Below are 18,512 nucleotides of genomic sequence, written 5' to 3'. Positions count from 1 at the left end.
CCGTGGGGAGAGGGGCAATCACCGCCGCTAATGACGCGCCGCAGACCGCTTCATCAACCGCTCAGCCTTTGCCACAAAGTCATCTGCCGCCTGTTCCGGCGTCATCCGCCCGTAGTCCATATTCTGTCGCGCCTCCTTGAAAAAGGACTGCATTTTCTGATCCTCCATGCACGACGTGGCCGTTGATTCAGACGTTAACCTCTGTGCGGCGTTAAATCCGGCGACCGACGGATTGTCATTGGTCAGCGTGCCGTTGTCGGTGAGCGTTTTGATCGCAATGCTGCTCAACGGAATGCCGTTCTCCAGCCTGATGGCTGCAATGGCCTGCGGATCGTTGAGCAAGAAATTCAATAGCTTTGCCGCCTCCTTCGGATGCTTCGTTACCTTGCTGATGGCATAGGTCAACGACACTTTAAAATAGGCGCTGGCGTTAGTGGCTCCGGGGTACATGACATAGTCACCCAGCACCAGCTTCGCCGGCGGCGTCAGCTTTGGCGCATAGTACTGAATCACCACGTTCCAGGTGTAGGTGCCCGCCCATTTGCCGTCCTGCCAGTATTTGCTGTCGATAAAATCGAATTTACCGAACGAGGCGAGGTATTTCGGGCCGGGCATCACGTGATCGTTGACCAGACGCTGAATAAAATTGAAGGCTTCATGCCACTGCGCTTTGCTCCAGGCGAAGTGGTTACCATCGGCGGTAAACATTGGCGTATTGTACTTTTGCGACATATAACAGTTCACCATCAGGAAGGTATCCTGATCGTTAAAAATAAGCGGGTAATACTCATCGCCGAGCCGCGTTTTAAATATTTTGCCAGCGGCAAACAGGTCGTCCCAGCTTTGCGGGTAGGTGAGCTGCGCCTTTTTCCAGGTTTCCGTATTGTAATAAAACCCGGGCACGTTCAGCGAAATGGGAATCGCATTTAGCTTGCCATTAATGGTCGTGGATTTTAATTCTTTCGCCGGGTACTGGCTGAGGTCGAATACATCACCCAGTTTGTTGATATCGTAAAACCCATCGCCGGTGCGGGAAAAAATGGGGAACCAGGGCCAGTTAATTTGCATCACATCCGGCTCCTGGCCGCCGGATATCTGCGTGGTCATGCGCTCAAGATAGCCGTCCCAGCCCATATACTCGGCGTGCACTTTAATCCCCGGATGACGAGCTTCAAAGTCTTCCAACGCTTTGAGCATCACTTCGTGGCGTGATTTCCCTCCCCACCATGACATTCTGAGGGTGACATCCTGCTGAGCGAAGCTGGAGGCAGCCGTTAGCAGGCCGCTCGCGCAGAGCAGGCTGACGCAGAATAAACGTTTCATGAATTATTGCTCCTGTAGGATAAATACAATGAATTAATAAAAGGCTATTTTTGTTATTAGCTAATAATATTAGTCAGGGGAGCATAGAAATAATTTTTCGTCAGCGAGTGGGTAAGGGGAGCAGAATAATAAAAAAAGCGGAGAAAAATTCTGGAGTGGAAGGCGCTTCACAACCCGGAAATAATCATTGTGAAGTGGGATACGTATTCCCGGTGAATAAACGTGACGGGCTTCATCTGCGGGGGATAAAACTGTGATCCCCGGCCTGGAAGGCCGGGGAGGATAACATTAATGCGCACGGCCCTGGTCGATGCCCAGACCGGTCTGCGAACGAATGAACTGCGCGCGGAACTGCTCGCGTTCAAGATTACCTTCGGCGGAGTTATCGGTAGCAGAGAAGAACCAGATCCCGATAAAGGCGATGGCAATCGAGAACAGCGCCGGGTATTCATACGGGAAGATAGCCTTCTCGTGACCGAGGATCGTCACCCAAATGGTTGGGCCGAGGATCATCAGCACCACCGCCGTCAGCAGGCCCAGCCAGCCGCCAATCATCGCGCCACGGGTGGTCAGCTTCGACCAGTACATGGAGAGCAGAATGATCGGGAAGTTGCAGCTTGCCGCGATGGAGAACGCCAGGCCTACCATGAACGCGATGTTCTGATTCTCGAACAGAATGCCCAGCAGAATCGCCACCACGCCCAGCACCAGTACGGTGATTTTAGAAACCTTCAGCTCTTCACGTTCGGTCGCGCCTTTCTTAAAGACGTTAGCGTACAGGTCGTGAGACACCGCCGAAGCGCCCGCCAGCGTCAGGCCAGCAACCACCGCCAGAATGGTGGCAAAGGCGACCGCAGAGATGAAGCCCAGGAACAGGTTACCGCCTACGGCATCGGCCAGGTGAACCGCCGCCATGTTGTTGCCGCCAATCAGCGCGCCCGCGGCATCTTTAAACGCCGGATTCGCCCCTACCAGCATGATCGCGCCAAAGCCGATGATAAAGGTCAGAATGTAGAAGTAACCCATAAAACCGGTGGCATAGAACACGCTCTTACGCGCTTCGCTCGCATCGCTGACGGTGAAGAAACGCATCAGGATATGCGGCAGACCAGCGGTACCGAACATCAGGCCGAGGCCTAACGACAGCGCCGATATCGGGTCTTTCACCAGCCCGCCTGGGCTCATGATGGCTGCGCCTTTCGGGTGCACCGCCATGGCTTCAGTGAACAGATTATTGAAGCTGAAGCCGACGTGTTTCATCACCATAAAGGCCATGAAGCTGGCGCCGAACAGCAGCAGTACCGCTTTAATGATCTGTACCCACGTGGTGGCGAGCATGCCGCCGAACAGCACGTACATCACCATCAGCACGCCCACCAGCACGACGGCGACGTGGTAGTTAAGGCCGAACAGCAGTTCGATAAGCTTGCCCGCGCCCACCATCTGGGCAATCAGGTACAGCGCCACGACCACCAGTGAACCGCAGGCGGAAAGCATACGGATTGGCCCCTGCTTCAGGCGGTAAGAGGCGACGTCGGCGAAGGTGTAGCGACCGAGATTACGCAGACGTTCGGCAATCAGGAACAGAATAATCGGCCAGCCAACGAGGAAACCGAGCGAGTAAATCAGCCCATCGTAGCCGGAGGTGTACACCAGCGCGGAAATACCGAGGAATGACGCCGCTGACATAAAGTCACCGGCGATCGCCAGCCCGTTCTGAAACCCTGTAATGTTGCCGCCAGCGGTGTAGTAATCGCTGCGTGAACGTACGCGCTTCGAGGCCCAGTAGGTGATATACAGCGTCAGCATAACGAAAATCAGGAACATGATAATCGCCTGCCAGTTGGTCGGCTGACGCTCAACGTGCCCGCTAATCGCATCGGCCGCGTTGGCTGCGAAAGGAAGTGTGGCGGCAAGCGCCGTCAGGACTTTCTTCATGATGCTTTTACCTCACGCAGTACGGCCTTGTTCAGGCGATCGAATTCGTTGTTAGCCCGCCAGACATAGACGCCGGTCAACAGGAAGGAAATGACGATAATACCGATCCCAATCGGGATACCGCGCGTGACGCTGGTGCCCGGATGGAGCGGCGTGCCAAGCCAGCCAGGGGCAAAAGCGATGAGTAAAATAAAGCCGACGTACACGACTAACATAATCAGCGATAAGAAGGTGGCAAACCGTTGCCGTTTTTCGACGAGCTCCCTGAAATGCGCACTATCTTCTATCTGCTGACAAATTTGATCATTCATCACAGAGTCTCCAGAGGTACAGGTTGTTGTTGTTTTAGAGCTGTCTGTTGCCGGATGGCGACTGGCGTCTTATCCGGCCTACAATTCGCGTAGGCCCGGTGAGCACAGTGCCACCGGGCAAACTGTCGTTATGACGGCATCGTGATGGCCTGCTTCTCTTCCAGCAGTTTATCCACCACGCCAGGATCGGCGAGCGTTGAGGTATCGCCGAGGTTGCTGGTGTCGCCCGCAGCGATCTTGCGCAAAATGCGGCGCATGATTTTGCCAGAACGGGTTTTGGGCAGCGAGTCGGTCCAGTGCAGCACGTCCGGTGTTGCCAGCGGGCCAATCTCTTTACGCACCCAGTTGCGTACCTCGGCGTACAGCGCTGGCGTCGGCTCTTCGCCGTGGTTCAGCGTGACGTAGGCGTAGATGGCCTGGCCTTTAATGCTGTGCGGAATGCCGACGACGGCCGCTTCGGCAATCTTCGGATGCGATACCAGCGCTGATTCAATTTCTGCAGTCCCAAGGCGGTGGCCGGAGACGTTCAGCACGTCATCGACGCGGCCGGTGATCCAGTAGTAGCCATCTTCATCACGACGCGCGCCGTCGCCGCTGAAGTACATGTTTTTGAAGGTGGAGAAGTAGGTTTGCTCAAAGCGCTCGTGGTCGCCAAACAGGGTACGCGCCTGGCCCGGCCAGGAGTCGGTGATAACCAGGTTGCCTTCGGTCGCCCCTTCCTGCGGGTGGCCTTCGTTATCCACCAGCGCGGGTTGTACGCCGAAGAACGGACGGCTAGCGGAGCCCGCTTTCAGCTCGATAGCGCCCGGCAGCGGCGTAATCATGAAGCCGCCGGTTTCGGTCTGCCACCAGGTGTCCATCACCGGGCACTTCTCGTTACCGATCTGCTTCCAGTACCATTCCCAGGCTTCCGGGTTAATTGGCTCACCTACGGAACCCAGGATGCGCAGCGATGAACGATCGGTGCCCGTCGTCGCTTTATCGCCCTCGGCCATCAGCGCGCGGATGGCGGTTGGTGCGGTATAGAGAATATTCACTTTATGTTTATCAACCACCTGGCACATGCGCGCCGGGGTTGGCCAGTTAGGCACGCCTTCAAACATTAGCGTCGTGGCGCCGCAGGCCAGCGGTCCGTACAACAGATAGCTGTGGCCGGTAACCCAGCCCACGTCGGCGGTACACCAGTAGATGTCGCCCTGATGGTAGTCGAAGACATATTTAAAGGTGGTTGCGGCGTACACCAGATAGCCGCCGGTGGTGTGCAGCACGCCTTTCGGCTTGCCGGTGGAGCCCGAGGTATAAAGGATAAACAGCGGGTCTTCGGCGTTCATCTCTTCCGGCTGGTGCTGGTCGCTGGCGTTTTCCAGCAGGTCATGCCACCACAGGTCGCGGCCTTCGTACCAATCGATGTTGCCGCCGGTGCGCTTGAGCACCACCACGTTTTCGATGGTTTTGACGTTCGGGTTTTTCAGCGCGTCATCGACGTTCCTTTTCAGCGGCACATTACGTCCGGCACGCACGCCTTCATCAGAGGTAATGACCAGGCGGGCGCTGGAATCAATAATGCGACCGGCCACCGCCTCCGGCGAGAAGCCGCCGAAGATCACCGAGTGGATGGCACCAATGCGGGCGCAGGCCAGCATGGCCACCGCCGCTTCCGGCACCATCGGCATATAGATAGCCACCACGTCGCCTTTTTTCACGCCCAGAGAGAGCAGGGTATTGGCGAAGCGGCAAACATCGCGGTGCAGTTCGCGATAGCTAATGTGTTTACTTTGGCTGGCATCGTCGCCTTCCCAGATGATGGCGGTCTGGTTGCCGCGGGTTGCCAGGTGGCGGTCGAGACAGTTAGCCGCCAGGTTCAGCGTACCGTCTTCGTACCATTTGATGGAGACATTGCCGGGAGCAAAGGAGGTGTTTTTAACTTTCGTATACGGCCGAATCCAGTCGAGGATCTTTCCCTCTTCACCCCAGAACGCGTCCGGGTTGGTGACTGACTGGTGGTATTTGGCCAGGTATTGCTCCGGGTTTATCAGGCAGCGGTCTGCAATATTTGCAGGAATAGGGTGTTTATGAATTTGGCTCATGCTTTTTTTCTCCTTGTAAGATGTTAATAATATGTCTCATAAAAGTTAATAACAGAGGTGCGTGTCGCTTTGTTTACTATTTGCGCGGCAGATCACGCATTATTGGAATTGTTCAAATAACGTTCACTTGAATCTTTGAACGAAAATAATTACGGAAGGGGATTTATAGAAAATGGAGGAAAAATTTTGTTTTTATAACAAAAACTTATAAATAATTACTGGTGGAAATTAGCAGTAATATGATTTTTGTCAGTGAAAAGCCCTGTTCTGAAAGGGTTGCGCGAGACACCGTACAGATGATACTGATACTGCGCGTTAAAAACCTCTAAAAGTAAACGCAACACAAATCACCCCCTTTCAAGTGAATACCATTCCTGTATGGCATGGTGTTTTTCATTGAGGAAGTTTGCCGTTATGAAGAAAACACGTGTCAGCTTAGCCTGGCAAATTCTCATCGCCCTCGTGCTGGGTATTATTCTGGGTAGTTATCTGCATTATCATAGCGATAGCCGTGACTGGCTGGTTATGAATCTGCTGTCCCCGGCTGGCGATATTTTCATCCATCTGATTAAAATGATTGTGGTGCCGATTGTTATTTCGACGCTGATTGTCGGAATAGCCGGCGTTGGCGATGCAAAACAGTTGGGGCGAATTGGCGCCAAAACCATCATCTATTTCGAAGTGATCACGACGATTGCGATCATTATCGGTATCACCATGGCCAACGTGTTCCAGCCGGGTGCCGGTATTGATATGTCGCAGCTGGCGACGGTGGATATTTCGAAATACCAGAGCACAACGGCAGAAGTGCAGAGCCACGCGCATGGCCTGATGGGCACGATTCTGTCGCTGGTGCCGACCAATATCATCGCCTCCATGGCGAAAGGCGATATGCTGCCGATCATCTTCTTCTCGGTGCTGTTTGGCCTGGGCCTTTCTTCGCTGCCCGCGACGCACCGTGAGCCGCTGGTGACGGTATTCCGTTCAATTTCCGAAACCATGTTTAAAGTGACCCATATGGTTATGCGCTACGCGCCGGTCGGCGTGTTCGCGCTGATTGCCGTCACGGTCGCTAACTTTGGCTTCGCCTCGCTGTGGCCGCTGGCCAAGCTGGTGCTGCTGGTGCACTTTGCGATTCTGTTCTTTGCGCTGGTGGTTCTGGGTATTGTGGCGCGCATTTGCGGGCTTAAAATCTGGATCCTGATTCGCATCCTGAAGGACGAGCTGATTCTGGCTTACTCTACGGCCAGCTCCGAGAGCGTGCTGCCGCGTATTATTGAGAAGATGGAAGCGTACGGCGCGCCGGCGTCAATCACCAGCTTCGTGGTGCCGACCGGTTACTCCTTTAACCTCGATGGCTCTACGCTGTACCAGAGCATCGCGGCTATCTTTATTGCCCAGCTGTACGGTATCGACCTGTCCATCTGGCAGGAAATCGTACTGGTTCTGACGCTGATGGTGACCTCAAAAGGGATTGCCGGCGTACCGGGCGTCTCCTTCGTGGTGCTGCTGGCTACGCTGGGCAGCGTAGGCATTCCGCTGGAAGGCCTGGCCTTTATTGCTGGGGTTGACCGTATTCTCGACATGGCGCGTACCGCGCTAAACGTGGTCGGTAATGCGCTGGCGGTGCTGGTGATTGCCAAGTGGGAACACAAATTTGACCGCAAAAAAGCGCTGGCCTACGAGCGCGAGATGCTGGGCAAGTTTGATAAAACTGCCGATCAGTAATAGAAAAGAAACAACAACGCCGGGCATGCCCGGCGTTGTTATTTTTGTGGTTTTGTAGGACTGATAAGCGTAGCGCCATCAGGCAAGCCTGCGTACATTGCCGGATGGCGGCGAGACCTTATCCGACCTACTCAGAGCTTAACTTATCAAACTCCTCGCAGCCGGTATCAAACCCTTCCGTACAGCTCAGATTCAGCCACTGTAGCGCCTTTTGTTTATTGGGCGTGATAAACCCTTTCTCACCGCTCTGGAACATCATGCCTGCCCAGTATTCGGCATAGCCGGTACGTGACAGCGCCGAGCTGTTTTTGAAGTAGCCGGTGGCTTTTTCATCGTCTTCTTTCACGCCTACGCCGTTGGCGTAAAGCAGCCCCAGCAGCATCTGCGCATCGACCGCAAAGTCGTTTTCAGTATTCATCGATGCCTGCTGTAGCAGGTTGATGGCGCGCGGGTAGTCGGTCTTGCCCGCCTGGCTGTTAATTAAAATTCGCGCCAGGATGACCTCACCGGCTTTGCTACCTGCGTGGGTAGCTTTCTCCGCCAGCGCTCTGGCCGCCGGATAATCCAGGCTAACCGGATTAGTGATTTTGATCTGCGCCAGCAGCGCGCAGGCGTCGGCATCGCCGGCGTCGGCGGATTTCTGCGCCCAGAATTCGGCTTTACTCAAATCGCCTGAGCTAAACCAGGTATCGGCCAGATAATACTGCGCGCGCGCGTCTCCGGCCTCGGCGGCCTGTTGATACTGGCTGCCCGGCTCTTCGGCGTGTACTGACAGCGTGGCGAGCCACAGCAGTGCTAAAAGTCGTTTCATTGTTTTATGTAGGTGGTCGAGGAAGTGGGCAGTATAAAGAGAATGCGAGGATAAAAAAACGCCCCCGAATGGGGGCGTTGAAACGAGTCCGCTTAGCCCATTGCGCTTTCGCGCAGGCGAGCCTTCAGCTTATTATACTCATCAATAACATACTGCTCTGCGGCACGCTGGTCGGCAATTGGCTCAACGTTGACGGCGCAGTATTTATACTCAGGCGTTTTGGTAATCGGGCTCAGGTTCTCGGTTACCAGTTCATTACAGGCCCCAATCCACCACTGGTAGGTCATGTAAATCGCGCCTTTGTTCGGACGGTCGCTAACTGCCGCACGGGTGATGATTTTGCCTTTGCGGGAGTTCACCCACACCAGCGCTTCATCCTCAATGCCTAAACGCGCCGCATCGGCGGTGTTGATCTGGGCATAGCCCGGTTCATCCGCCAGCGCCGCCAGCGCCGCACAGTTGCCGGTCATCGAACGGCAGGAGTAGTGGCCGACTTCACGCACCGTCGACAGTACCATCGGATACTCTTCGGTGAGCTTGTCGATAGGCGCTACCCAGTCGCAGGTGAAGAACTGCGCCAGGCCGTTCGGGGTGTCGAACTTCTCTTTGAAGAGGTAGGTCGTCCCCTGGTCGGCATCCGAAGTATCGCGGCAAGGCCACTGGATAAAGCCCAATTCGCCCATCTTCTCGTAGGTGGCACCGTAGAAATCCGGGCACAGATGGCGCAACTCGTCCCAGATTTCCTGGGTGTTGTTGTAATGCATCGGGTAGCCCATACGGGTGGCGATTTCGCTGATAATCTGCCAGTCCGTTTTCAGATCCCACTTCGGCTCCACGGCTTTAAAGAAGCGCTGGAAGCCACGGTCCGCCGCGGTGAAGACGCCTTCATGCTCACCCCAGGACGTTGACGGTAAAATCACATCCGCCGCCGCCGCGGTTTTGGTCATAAAGATATCCTGGACGATAACCAGTTCCAGATCTTCGAACCCTTTACGTACCGCAGAGAGTTCGGCATCGGTCTGTAACGGGTCCTCACCCATAATGTACGCCGCGCGAACTTCGCCATGCGCCGCGCGGTGCGGCAGTTCGCTAATGCGATAGCCGGTGTGCGCAGGCAGGCTTTCCACGCCCCAGGCCTTGGCGAACTTCTCGCGGTTGGCCGGATCTTTCACGTACTGATAGCCCGGATAGGTATCCGGCAGCGCGCCCATATCGCACGCGCCCTGAACGTTGTTCTGGCCGCGGACAGGGTTAACGCCGACGCTTGGCTTACCGAGGTTGCCGGTCAGCATGGCGAGGCTGGTCAGGGAACGCACGGTTTCTACGCCCTGATAGAACTGGGTGACGCCCATACCCCACAGAATCGCCGCGCTTTTGGCGCTGGCATACATCCGCGCCGCCTGACGAATTTCCTGCGCGCTGACGCCGGTAATGTCTTCGACGGACTCTGGCGTGTAGCCTTCGACAATCTTACGGTACTCTTCAAAACCTTCGGTACGGTTAGCGACAAACGCCTGGTCGTACAGATTTTCTTCAATTATGACGTGCCCCATCGCGTTAAGCAGCGCGATATTTGAGCCGTTTCTTAAAGCAATGTGCATGTCGGCAATGCGCGCGGTTTCAATTTTACGCGGATCGCAAACGATGATTTTCGCCCCGTTACGTTTGGCGTTAATGACGTGATTCGCCACGATAGGGTGAGAATCCGCCGGGTTGTAGCCGAAAATAAAGACTAAGTCAGTGCCATCAATTTCATTGATGCCGTTACTCATTGCGCCGTTACCGACCGATTGGTGCAGACCTGCAACCGAAGGGCCGTGTCAGACACGTGCGCAGCAGTCGACGTTATTGGTACCAATAACGGCGCGCGCGAATTTTTGCATGACGTAGTTTGTTTCGTTACCCGTTCCGCGTGAGGAACCGGTTGTCTGAATAGCATCCGGGCCGTATTTCGCTTTGATCGCGCTCAGGCGATCGGCTACGTAATTCAGCGCCTCGTCCCAGGAGACGGATTCCAGCTTGCCGCCACGCTGGCGACGAATCATGGGGGTTTTCAGACGTGGCGTCAGGATCTGGGTATCGTTAATAAAGTCCCAGCCGTAATAGCCTTTCAGACACAGGGTACCCTGGTTGGTTTTCCCCTGAGCCGCCTCTGCCCGGACGATTTTTCCGTTATCGACCACCAGGTTGATTTTGCAACCTGATGCGCAATACGGGCAAACCGTGACGACTTTTTTCATCGGTCTCGCTCCAGTTAATCAAATCGCGCATACGCGCTGTCGCCCTCAGTATGCATCTTTTATGCCACTTTTTTATTGTGGGCATTCCCTGATAATACGGGTGATTTCTGGGCAAAACCCTGACGAAAAACAGGCTGTCGTCATATTTGACGTGTCGAAGGGAAAAGCCGCGTGACGGTAATCACGCGGCGGGGACTGCCTGACGGGCCTGAGACCTGTAGGGCGGATAAGGCGAAGCCGCCACCCGGCAACCTGCGCCAGCTACCTGATGGCGCTAGGCTTATCAGGCCTACTCGCCGGGGGCGGCCTGATAGCCGCCGCCCAGCGATTTGATCAGCTGGATGCTCTGAATCACGCGTTGGGTATCGATTATCAGCAGTGACATCTGCTCGGCAAGCACCGGCAGACGCGCTTCGGTTGCCTGCAGGCGGCTGCCGAGACCGCGGCCAAAAGCGGCTTCGGCGGCGCTCTGGGTATAGCGGGTGGCATCTACCCGTTCGGCCTGCATCATCCGCTCGTCGTTGAGCGTTTGCAGACGGGTACCGTTAATGGCGACATCGCGCACCGCATTCAGTACCGACTGGTTGTAGCGTTCTATCATCATGTTGCTGGCGGCACGGGTGTTTTTCAGGTTGGCGTTGAGGCGACCGCCGTCAAACAGCGGCAGGCGCAGGCCGGGGATAAAGTTAATTTGTCGGCTGGTCCCCTTAAACAGATCGTTGATGTGAATTGCATCAAGGCCGAAGAACATTTTGATATCGAAGCTGGGGTAGAATAGGGCCCGCGCGGCATCGACCCGATCGAGCGAGGCCTGCACGTACCAGCGCATGGCCTGAAGATCCGGCCGGCGAGCGAGCAGTTGGTAGGAGAGCGTTGCCGGGATCCCCGTCTGTACCTGTGGCAGCGCCGTTGGCTTGATGTCTAACCGCGTATCGGCCCCCGCGCCCACCAGCGCGCGTAGCGATTCGCGTGTCTCTTTGAGCTGGCCTTTGGCTGCGGCGATTTGCTTATCGATGGCCAGCATCTGCGCCCGTGCGCCGTGATACGGCACCTTCGCTTCCAGCCCCTGGGCCACTTTGCTCTGATGCGCTCGTACCGCGTAATCAATCACATCGCGGGTTTGCTCCAGCAGGTCGAGCATCTGATAGCTGGCCTGCATGCTGTAGTACAGCTGCGCGACGGCCACCGAAAGCGACAGTTCGACGGCGGCAGTTTCTGCGACGGCCGCGTTTTGCGCGCCGATGGCCGCTGCGACGGCCGAACGGTGCTCGCCCCACAGATCGAGATTCAGCCCGGCGACCAGGCCAACGGTGGCCTGCGTGTAGTATGGGCCATCCATACCAAGCTTCGGCGCATCCAGCGCATAGGGGCCAAGAAAGCCGTTGGCGGAGGCTCGCTGGCGGTTAATCATGCCTAGTGCCGCCATTTGCAGCTGCGAGCCGCCCTCCAGCAGTTCGGCCTGAGACTGCGCTTGTTCTTCACGCAGCCTGGCTTCAGTAAGGGTGTGGGAACCGGAGAGCGTTTTGTCTATCAGCGCCGCCAGCTGTGGGTCGTTAAACTGCCGCCACCACTGCGCCTGCGGCCAGCCGCTACTGGCCAGGTGGATGTCATCGGCCAGTTTGATTTGCTCCGGCGCCAGCTGCTGATGCGGCGAGGCATCTTCGCGGATCAGCGCGCAGCCTGAGAGCACCGTCGTGCTCGCAAGCAGACTGCAAAGGAGTAAAGGAGAAAGAGAACGGATCATGGTCATGGGGTTCCTTGCGCCTGTTTTCCGGCCGGAAGGGCCGCCCGGTGAGTCCAGTCGGGTAAATGGGCTATCTGCTGCATCACGCCTTGGGCATGCGCGGCGAGTGAAGGGGGATATTCAAAAGGGGCTACCGACGCCGTGATGCCATTTTCCAGACTTGCGGCGTAGTGCTCCAGGGCTTCGGCGAGCCGAGGCTCGGGAGCGGAAGCGCCCTCCCAGCGGTAGAGGATCTCGCGACCGCAGGCGATAACGGCGCGGCTGTTGGCCAGCAGCGCGCTTCGCGCGTCGGCGTCAAGCTGATGCTCCAGCGCGACGCGTTCGGCCATTTCTTCACAGGCATTAAAGGCTGCATGGCAGCCGATGCGCAGCTGTAAATAGCTGCGCTGGGTCGCGGGTTCCTGCTGCGGAAGACGCAGCATTTTGCCAAGCATACCCAGTGCGGCGGCCAGCTTTTTCGGCAGAGCCTGGGCTTCGCTTTCCGGCCAGACAAAGGTATACACGACGGCGGAAACGGCGGTGCCAATCAGAATACCGACGGCGCGATCGCGTATTTCGGTCAGATCGTAAGCCGGGCCAAAGACGTTTTCGACCGTCGCCAGCGCAAAGGTGACGATCATCTGTGTGCCGATATAGGACGATCGTTCCGATCCGGTAGCGATCCATGCGCCGAACAGGAAAATGGGGGCCAGCAAACACAGCAGCTCGGCGATGTTATCCAGCCACGGCATGATGAAAATGGTGACCAATAGCGCCAGTACAGCGCCGCAGACTGCGCCGCCGAAGCGTAGCGCCATTTTCTGATACGACGATCCGATGCTGGGGTTGGCGACAATCACGCAGGTCAGCATGCAGGTGTGGATCCCTTCCCAGTCGACGCCGGAGTAAAAGACATAGCAAATCATGCAGGCCAGCAGCGTTTTCAGCGCATAGCGGATGTAGTGAGGATTCGTGAAGGCATCTGCGGCCATGGATGGTGGCTTCACGGCGGGCGTGGGCGGCGTGTCAGGATCCATCTGCCCCAGCAGACGTAGCTGTTCGCACAGGTTCTCAAGGCCGTATTGCCGGGCGATGGCGTGCTCATCGTCGCTGAGCGTCCAGCGGCTCTGCCAGCACTGACCGGCGGCAATGGCCTGACGTAGCGACAGCATTTCATCTCTTAGCCTGTCGGTGAGCGCACGCGGTGCGGTGCCTGAGTAGCGGTTGAGCGTGGTATACAGGAAGGTCACGGTGGAGACGCAGCACTGCCACCAGGCGCTGCGCGCCTTCCAGTCGGCATCATCGGCCATACAGAAGACATTCAGCTTCTGCAGCGCCAGCGCTTCCCGCTCGACGTATTTTTCCGCCAGCGGTGCGGCGGGCGTTGCCAGATGGCCAAGCGCGTCATCGAGCCTGGCACACAGCGCTTCCTGCATCTGCTTTCCGGCGCGCAGAGGAAACCAGAGCACGCCAAGCAGTACCATCAGCAGCGTTGGATACAGGCCAACCACAATGCACCAGAGGGTGAGGCGTACAACAATTTCCGGGTAATCGAGCATGCCGGGAAACGTCTGACCATAGACCGCGATGATTGCCACGGCGAAGAACAGCAGCCCCAGGCGATGGGTGCGCATCATAAACATGCAGCCGATCAGGATAGCGCTGGCGATAATCATGCGTGCCAGCGGATAGCCGTACGACCATTTGTAGATAAGAAACAGGCTGCCGATTTCCAGTACCGTCGCCATGATGAACAGCACGGCGACGAATTTAGTGTAAAACGCGTTCGACTGTACGCCGTAAAACAGCACCGCCAGCGAGATGGCCATAAAAGGGATCTCGAAGGTCATGGAGATCAGCACCACCAGCAGACAGCCCGCCCATAGCTGCATGGTGTGGGTGAATCGCCCGGGCCGCTTCTCGCTCAGCTCCTCACGGAAAAATGCCAGCAGCCTGACCAACGGTAGCGGCAGGTAGGAGAGTATGTTCATTATGGCGACTCAAGCGTGGCAACCGCCGAGGCTCCGATGCGGAACGTCTCTGCGTCTGGCTTGTCGACCATAATCTTCACCGGGAAACGCTGGGCCACGCGTACCCAGTTGATGGAGCGCGCAACGCGCGGCAGTCCGCCCATCACTATACCGCCATCGTCGGGCAGCACGCCGTAGCCGATGGAGTCTACTTTACCGCTGAAGGCTTTACCGCTGTCACTCATCAGATGTACGGTGGCGGGGGTGCCTGGGCGGATATTTTTCAGCTCGGTTTCTCGGAAGTTGGCGATCACATACCAGTGGCGGGTATCAATCAGCGTGAAGACCGGCTTCATGGCCGAGGCGAACTGGCCGATGGCGGTTTTCAGCGAGACCACGCGGCCGTCGAACGGTGCGCGAACCGTCGCCATCTCAAGGTGCAGCTTAGTCAGCGCAATATCGGCCTGCACCGCGACGCGCTGGGCGACCAGCGCATCAACGCCGCTCACCGCGCTAGCGGCCTGCTGCGCTTGCAACAGCACGGCGTTAAGATCGGCTTCGCTGGCGCGCTGGGCGGTTCTGGCGCGGTCGACGTCTTCGGCGGAAACAAATCCCTGGGCCAGCAGCGGTTCGGTGCGCTTCAGCGTATCGCTGGCCTGTTTGGCCGCCGCGCGCGCTTTGGCTACGGTGGCTTCAACGGAGCCGGCCGCAAATTTCTGGGCATCAACGCTGCGCTGGGTCAGCATAATTTGTTTATCCAGCGCGGCCAGCGAGGCTTCTGCTTTGGCGAGGCTGGCTTCATAAGGCCGGGGGTCTATCCGAAACAGCAGGTCTCCCTGCTTAACCTGCTGGTTATCTGCTACCGCCAGTTCAACGATACGGCCACTGACTTCGGGCACCACGTCAATGGTGTCTGCGGATGCATAGGCATCGTTAGTGGAAGGCGACGTTTCCATGCGCCAGATAACGAATACCATCACGACGAGGGCGAGCAGGGCCAGCGCCAGCGCGTGGGCTTTACGACGAGGAACGTTTTTCTGCGTGCTTTCCATTAGCGCATCTCAATATAAATTAGAAAAAGACCAGCCAGAACAGCATGGAGTAGAGGGCAAAGAGGGCGGTATAAACCACGCCGGCCAACGGCAGGGCGTGACGCTTACGTAAAAGAATTCGCCGGGAGAGCAGCGTGAGAATAACGCCGACAATCATGCACAGAAGCCAGCCGGGGTAATAGGCGCCAATAAACGGAATGGCAGGGGGCAATGAACACCCGGCGAGCATCACGAGCGGCGTGAAACAGGCCCCTTTTATTAGCGAACGGATGGCCCTGGATTTAACGATTTGCATAATAAAATACATCCTGTGTATTTCGAACAATATCCGGAGTGAATATGAAATAACGTAAAGCGACAGTATGGCTATTTTCGGGTGATGCTGCCAACTTACTGATTTAGTGTATGATGGTGTTTTTGAGGTGCTCCAGTGGCTTCTGTTTCTATCAGCTGTCCCTCCTGTTCAGCTACTGACGGGGTGGTGCGTAACGGCAAAAGCACCGCCGGACATCAGCGCTATCTCTGCTCTCACTGCCGTAAAACATGGCAACTGCAGTTCACTTACACCGCTTCTCAACCCGGTACGCACCAGAAAATCATTGATATGGCCATGAATGGCGTTGGATGCCGGGCAACCGCCCGCATTATGGGCGTTGGCCTCAACACGATTTTCCGCCATTTAAAAAACTCAGGCCGCAGTCGGTAACCTCGCGCATACAGCCGGGCAGTGACGTCATCGTCTGCGCGGAAATGGACGAACAGTGGGGATACGTCGGGGCTAAATCGCGCCAGCGCTGGCTGTTTTACGCGTATGACAGGCTCCGGAAGACGGTTGTGGCGCACGTATTCGGTGAACGCACTCTGGCCACACTGGAGCGTCTTCTGAGCCTGCTGTCGGCCTTTGAGGTCGTGGTATGGATGACGGATGGCTGGCCGCTGTATGAATCCCGCCTGAAGGGAAAGCTGCACGTTATCAGCAAGCGTTACACTCAGCGCATTGAGCGACATAACCTGAATCTGAGACAACATCTGGCAAGGCTGGGACGGAAGTCACTGTCGTTCTCAAAATCGGTGGAGCTGCATGACAAGGTCATCGGGCATTATCTGAACATAAAACACTATCATTAAGTTGGAGTCATTACCTAGCTATGTGATATTCATTGGTGATGCGGAAGAAAATAAATTCTCAAAGATGTACCTGCCACAGATTTCCAATATTGTGAATATCAACGGTGTCTGTTTTGGGCATGATGGGAGTAAAGCCGTCGTATTCGGAATGGGTAATCTGGCACAGAAACAAGATTTTGAAGCCTATCGACATGATTTAGGTTATGGGCTAAAGCCTTCAGGAAAGATTGGCGCTTCGGTTAATGCCGCATTGCTTCTTTCCGTCCCGTTCATTCCCCTCGGCGGCGCCTTAGGCATTATTGGGTATAAAGTCGTCAATTTTTTTAAGGGCAAGAGTGAAGTAAAAGCATTGCGTTACGAGCAAACAAAGCTCGCCATTTACCATTTTGTTTTTACTGAACTGGATGCCTGGGTTGGCAATGAGGGCTGTTCATAATGACTGATTTTGCCGATGCCTATTACAGCGCGAGCCGTGATTTTTCTGGGGTAGCGGGTGCCCAGGAATCGGCAGAATTCGTCAATGATGTTCAGTCTGCGATAGATAAGGCTGTTGAAGCACTTAAAACGGAGGCTGAGCGTCGTGCCAATGTGGATGCAAACTACGTTAAAGGTCACATTGCTGAGGTCTGGCATTCGGAAACACTAAAGATTTCCGCCACGGCGAAAGGTCATGATGACATATGGGCTAACGTACCAGGGAACAATAAGACAGGCCAGGATATTCATTACGGCGATTCCGAAACCGCCTCTTACGCAGAATTAAAATACTACAAAACAGCGAAAGACACGGCCAGGGAACTGGGTGAGCCTGCCTATTCCGGCAGCCAAAAAATTGTACCGAGCGATCAGCTTGACGGTGTTATTGCAGAGTCGCAAAAACAAGCGGCGCGAAACCAGGCGATTTCCCCTGAACTGGCGGATGCATATCAAAACACGGCTGATACGGCGAGGGATCGTATTGAAGTGGATGGCATTTCGTCTAAGCCTCAAAGTGAAAATGAAGCCAGAGAAATGGCATCAGACTTTAAACGCGAGGGCGAAATTGATCCCGATGCGTACGGGCTGAATACCGAGAGTTTCATTGCGTGGTCAGATATTCTTAGAGAGTCCGGGAATGCGGCGCTAAATGCGGCCGCTTTTTCTGCGGCGTTGACTGCCGCCCCTCACGTATATCGTCTCGTGGTTCAGTACATTCAGTCCGGTCAATGGGATGCTAGGCTCATTCGTGAAGGCGCAGGTCAGGTGCTTTCCAGCTCCTCTGGCGCGGGATTACGAGGCGGTCTTGCGGCGCTCATTACGGCCTCATGCAAAACGGGGCTAATGGGACAGTCTTTTAAAGGTATCTCCCCCACTGCGGTTGGCATGGCGACCGCCATCGCGCTGAATTCCATTGAAAACTCCTGGCGATATGCTCAGGGGCAGATCACCGGCAAAGAACTGGCCTTTAAGTCCTCAAGAGATGCTGTAGCGCTTATTATGGGAAGCGGAGGGGCATTACTGGGACAGATGATTGTTCCGGTACCGGTATTGGGGGCTTTGCTCGGCAATCTGGTTGGTTCAACGCTGGGCGCAGTCAGCGTCAGCTACGCGAACAGCAAGATACTTGGAATTTGCGTTGAATCTGGCTGGACGTTTTGGGGGTTAGTCGATCAATCGTATCAGGTTCCTGAAGAGGTCCTCAGGGAGGTCGGATTCGATCTTTTTGCGCGCCAAACCTTCAAGACTCAGCGGTTCGCCATCGCGCGCTTCCATCCCCAATCTTACCAACATGCTCATCCGGGGTTTAGCGTGCTGAGGAGGGGAGTGATTTCATTTAATAATGTAGGGTATCGGTGATAAGCAGTGTATCGCCTCATTTGGCATAAGGCTGGCGTGGCATAAATGGAGAATACCCAAAAGCAAAAACCCAGCCATAGGCTGGGTTCTTTAAATAGTGGTGCCGGACTCGGAATCATATCGACGATTAACATGCTGTTTGTTATTGGTTTTGTTGATATTTCTCACAAACAGCGCCCCCACTTAGGCCCCCATAAAAAATCGCTTTGTTTTTGTGATGATTGTCTCGAAAAATTGGAGTGTAATTGACCCACACCCCCACTCTTCCGACACGCGATTTGCTCCATACCATAAAACTCACCATTGTTATGAAGCAGAGTTGTTGTTTTTTATCGTAGGGAGTTAACACCATTTCCGCATTTTTC

14 protein-coding genes are annotated in these 18,512 nt (G+C 55.5%); 4 read left to right on the top strand and 10 right to left on the bottom strand.

Features of this window, described 5'->3' with window-relative positions:
• Positions 1-27: 27 nt before the first annotated feature.
• The 4 genes from H7R58_RS21820 to acs all read right to left on the bottom strand — a co-directional run bounded on the left by H7R58_RS21820 (position 28) and on the right by acs (position 5,659).
• Positions 28-1,323 carry an ABC transporter substrate-binding protein gene (locus H7R58_RS21820; protein ID WP_182929633.1) on the bottom strand — a complete coding sequence of 432 codons (1,296 nt, stop codon included), beginning with the start codon at positions 1,321-1,323 and terminating at the stop codon, positions 28-30.
• Between the two features lie 288 nt (positions 1,324-1,611).
• On the bottom strand, positions 1,612-3,261 hold the full coding sequence (actP, locus tag H7R58_RS21815) for a cation/acetate symporter ActP (RefSeq protein ID WP_035895955.1): 1,650 nt from the start codon (positions 3,259-3,261) through the stop codon (positions 1,612-1,614).
• The gene (locus tag H7R58_RS21810) at positions 3,258-3,572 is read right to left on the bottom strand and encodes a DUF485 domain-containing protein (RefSeq protein WP_106928512.1); all 315 of its coding nucleotides are present in this window, start codon (positions 3,570-3,572) and stop codon (positions 3,258-3,260) included. Before H7R58_RS21810 ends, actP begins: the two co-directional genes overlap by 4 nt.
• A 128-nt stretch (positions 3,573-3,700) precedes the next feature.
• Complete coding sequence (gene acs / locus H7R58_RS21805) at positions 3,701-5,659, bottom strand: acetate--CoA ligase (protein WP_182929632.1); 1,959 nt, start codon at positions 5,657-5,659, stop codon at positions 3,701-3,703.
• Positions 5,660-6,073: 414 nt separating this feature from the next.
• Here acs and gltP point away from each other — a divergent pair, with 414 nt between their 5' ends.
• Positions 6,074-7,387, top strand: coding sequence for a glutamate/aspartate:proton symporter GltP (gltP, locus tag H7R58_RS21800; RefSeq protein WP_106928508.1), 1,314 nt, complete (start codon positions 6,074-6,076; stop codon positions 7,385-7,387).
• Positions 7,388-7,514: 127 nt separating this feature from the next.
• Here the strand turns inward: gltP and H7R58_RS21795 are convergent, their stop codons facing one another.
• The 6 genes from H7R58_RS21795 to H7R58_RS21770 form a co-directional block, all read right to left on the bottom strand.
• On the bottom strand, positions 7,515-8,198 hold the full coding sequence (locus tag H7R58_RS21795) for a tetratricopeptide repeat protein (protein WP_182929631.1): 684 nt from the start codon (positions 8,196-8,198) through the stop codon (positions 7,515-7,517).
• 92 nt (positions 8,199-8,290) lie between these two features.
• On the bottom strand, positions 8,291-10,438 hold the full coding sequence (gene fdhF / locus H7R58_RS21790) for a formate dehydrogenase subunit alpha (RefSeq protein WP_106928504.1): 2,148 nt from the start codon (positions 10,436-10,438) through the stop codon (positions 8,291-8,293).
• A gap of 289 nt (positions 10,439-10,727) precedes the next feature.
• A complete protein-coding gene (locus H7R58_RS21785; protein ID WP_182930678.1) occupies positions 10,728-12,182 on the bottom strand; it encodes an MdtP family multidrug efflux transporter outer membrane subunit in 1,455 nt (484 codons plus the stop codon).
• 2 nt (positions 12,183-12,184) lie between these two features.
• Entirely contained in the window at positions 12,185-14,152 is a 1,968-nt protein-coding gene (gene mdtO / locus H7R58_RS21780) for a multidrug efflux transporter permease subunit MdtO (RefSeq protein WP_106928502.1), read from the bottom strand.
• Positions 14,152-15,183: a multidrug transporter subunit MdtN gene (gene mdtN, locus H7R58_RS21775; RefSeq protein ID WP_106928500.1), complete on the bottom strand. Its 1,032-nt coding sequence runs from the start codon at positions 15,181-15,183 to the stop codon at positions 14,152-14,154. The genes mdtO and mdtN overlap by 1 nt, the downstream gene beginning before the upstream one ends.
• A 19-nt stretch (positions 15,184-15,202) precedes the next feature.
• Entirely contained in the window at positions 15,203-15,478 is a 276-nt protein-coding gene (locus H7R58_RS21770; protein WP_106928649.1) for a YtcA family lipoprotein, read from the bottom strand.
• A gap of 135 nt (positions 15,479-15,613) precedes the next feature.
• Here H7R58_RS21770 and H7R58_RS21765 point away from each other — a divergent pair.
• The 3 genes from H7R58_RS21765 to H7R58_RS21755 all read left to right on the top strand — a co-directional run bounded on the left by H7R58_RS21765 (position 15,614) and on the right by H7R58_RS21755 (position 18,147).
• A protein-coding gene (locus tag H7R58_RS21765; protein ID WP_223335778.1) for an IS1 family transposase occupies positions 15,614-16,311 on the top strand; the annotation gives its coding sequence in 2 pieces (ribosomal slippage) (positions 15,614-15,863 and positions 15,863-16,311; 699 coding nt in all).
• Position 16,312: 1 nt separating this feature from the next.
• Positions 16,313-16,747: a hypothetical protein gene (locus H7R58_RS21760; RefSeq protein WP_182934528.1), complete on the top strand. Its 435-nt coding sequence runs from the start codon at positions 16,313-16,315 to the stop codon at positions 16,745-16,747.
• Positions 16,747-18,147: a hypothetical protein gene (locus tag H7R58_RS21755; RefSeq protein ID WP_106927393.1), complete on the top strand. Its 1,401-nt coding sequence runs from the start codon at positions 16,747-16,749 to the stop codon at positions 18,145-18,147. The genes H7R58_RS21760 and H7R58_RS21755 overlap by 1 nt, the downstream gene beginning before the upstream one ends.
• Positions 18,148-18,512: the final 365 nt, after the last annotated feature.

It is taken from the genome of Klebsiella sp. WP4-W18-ESBL-05, from assembly GCF_014169075.1.
Taxonomy (GTDB): domain Bacteria; phylum Pseudomonadota; class Gammaproteobacteria; order Enterobacterales; family Enterobacteriaceae; genus Kluyvera; species Kluyvera ascorbata_B.
Note: the sequence above shows the minus strand (reverse complement) of the source record. Positions and strands in the feature narration are given on the sequence as shown.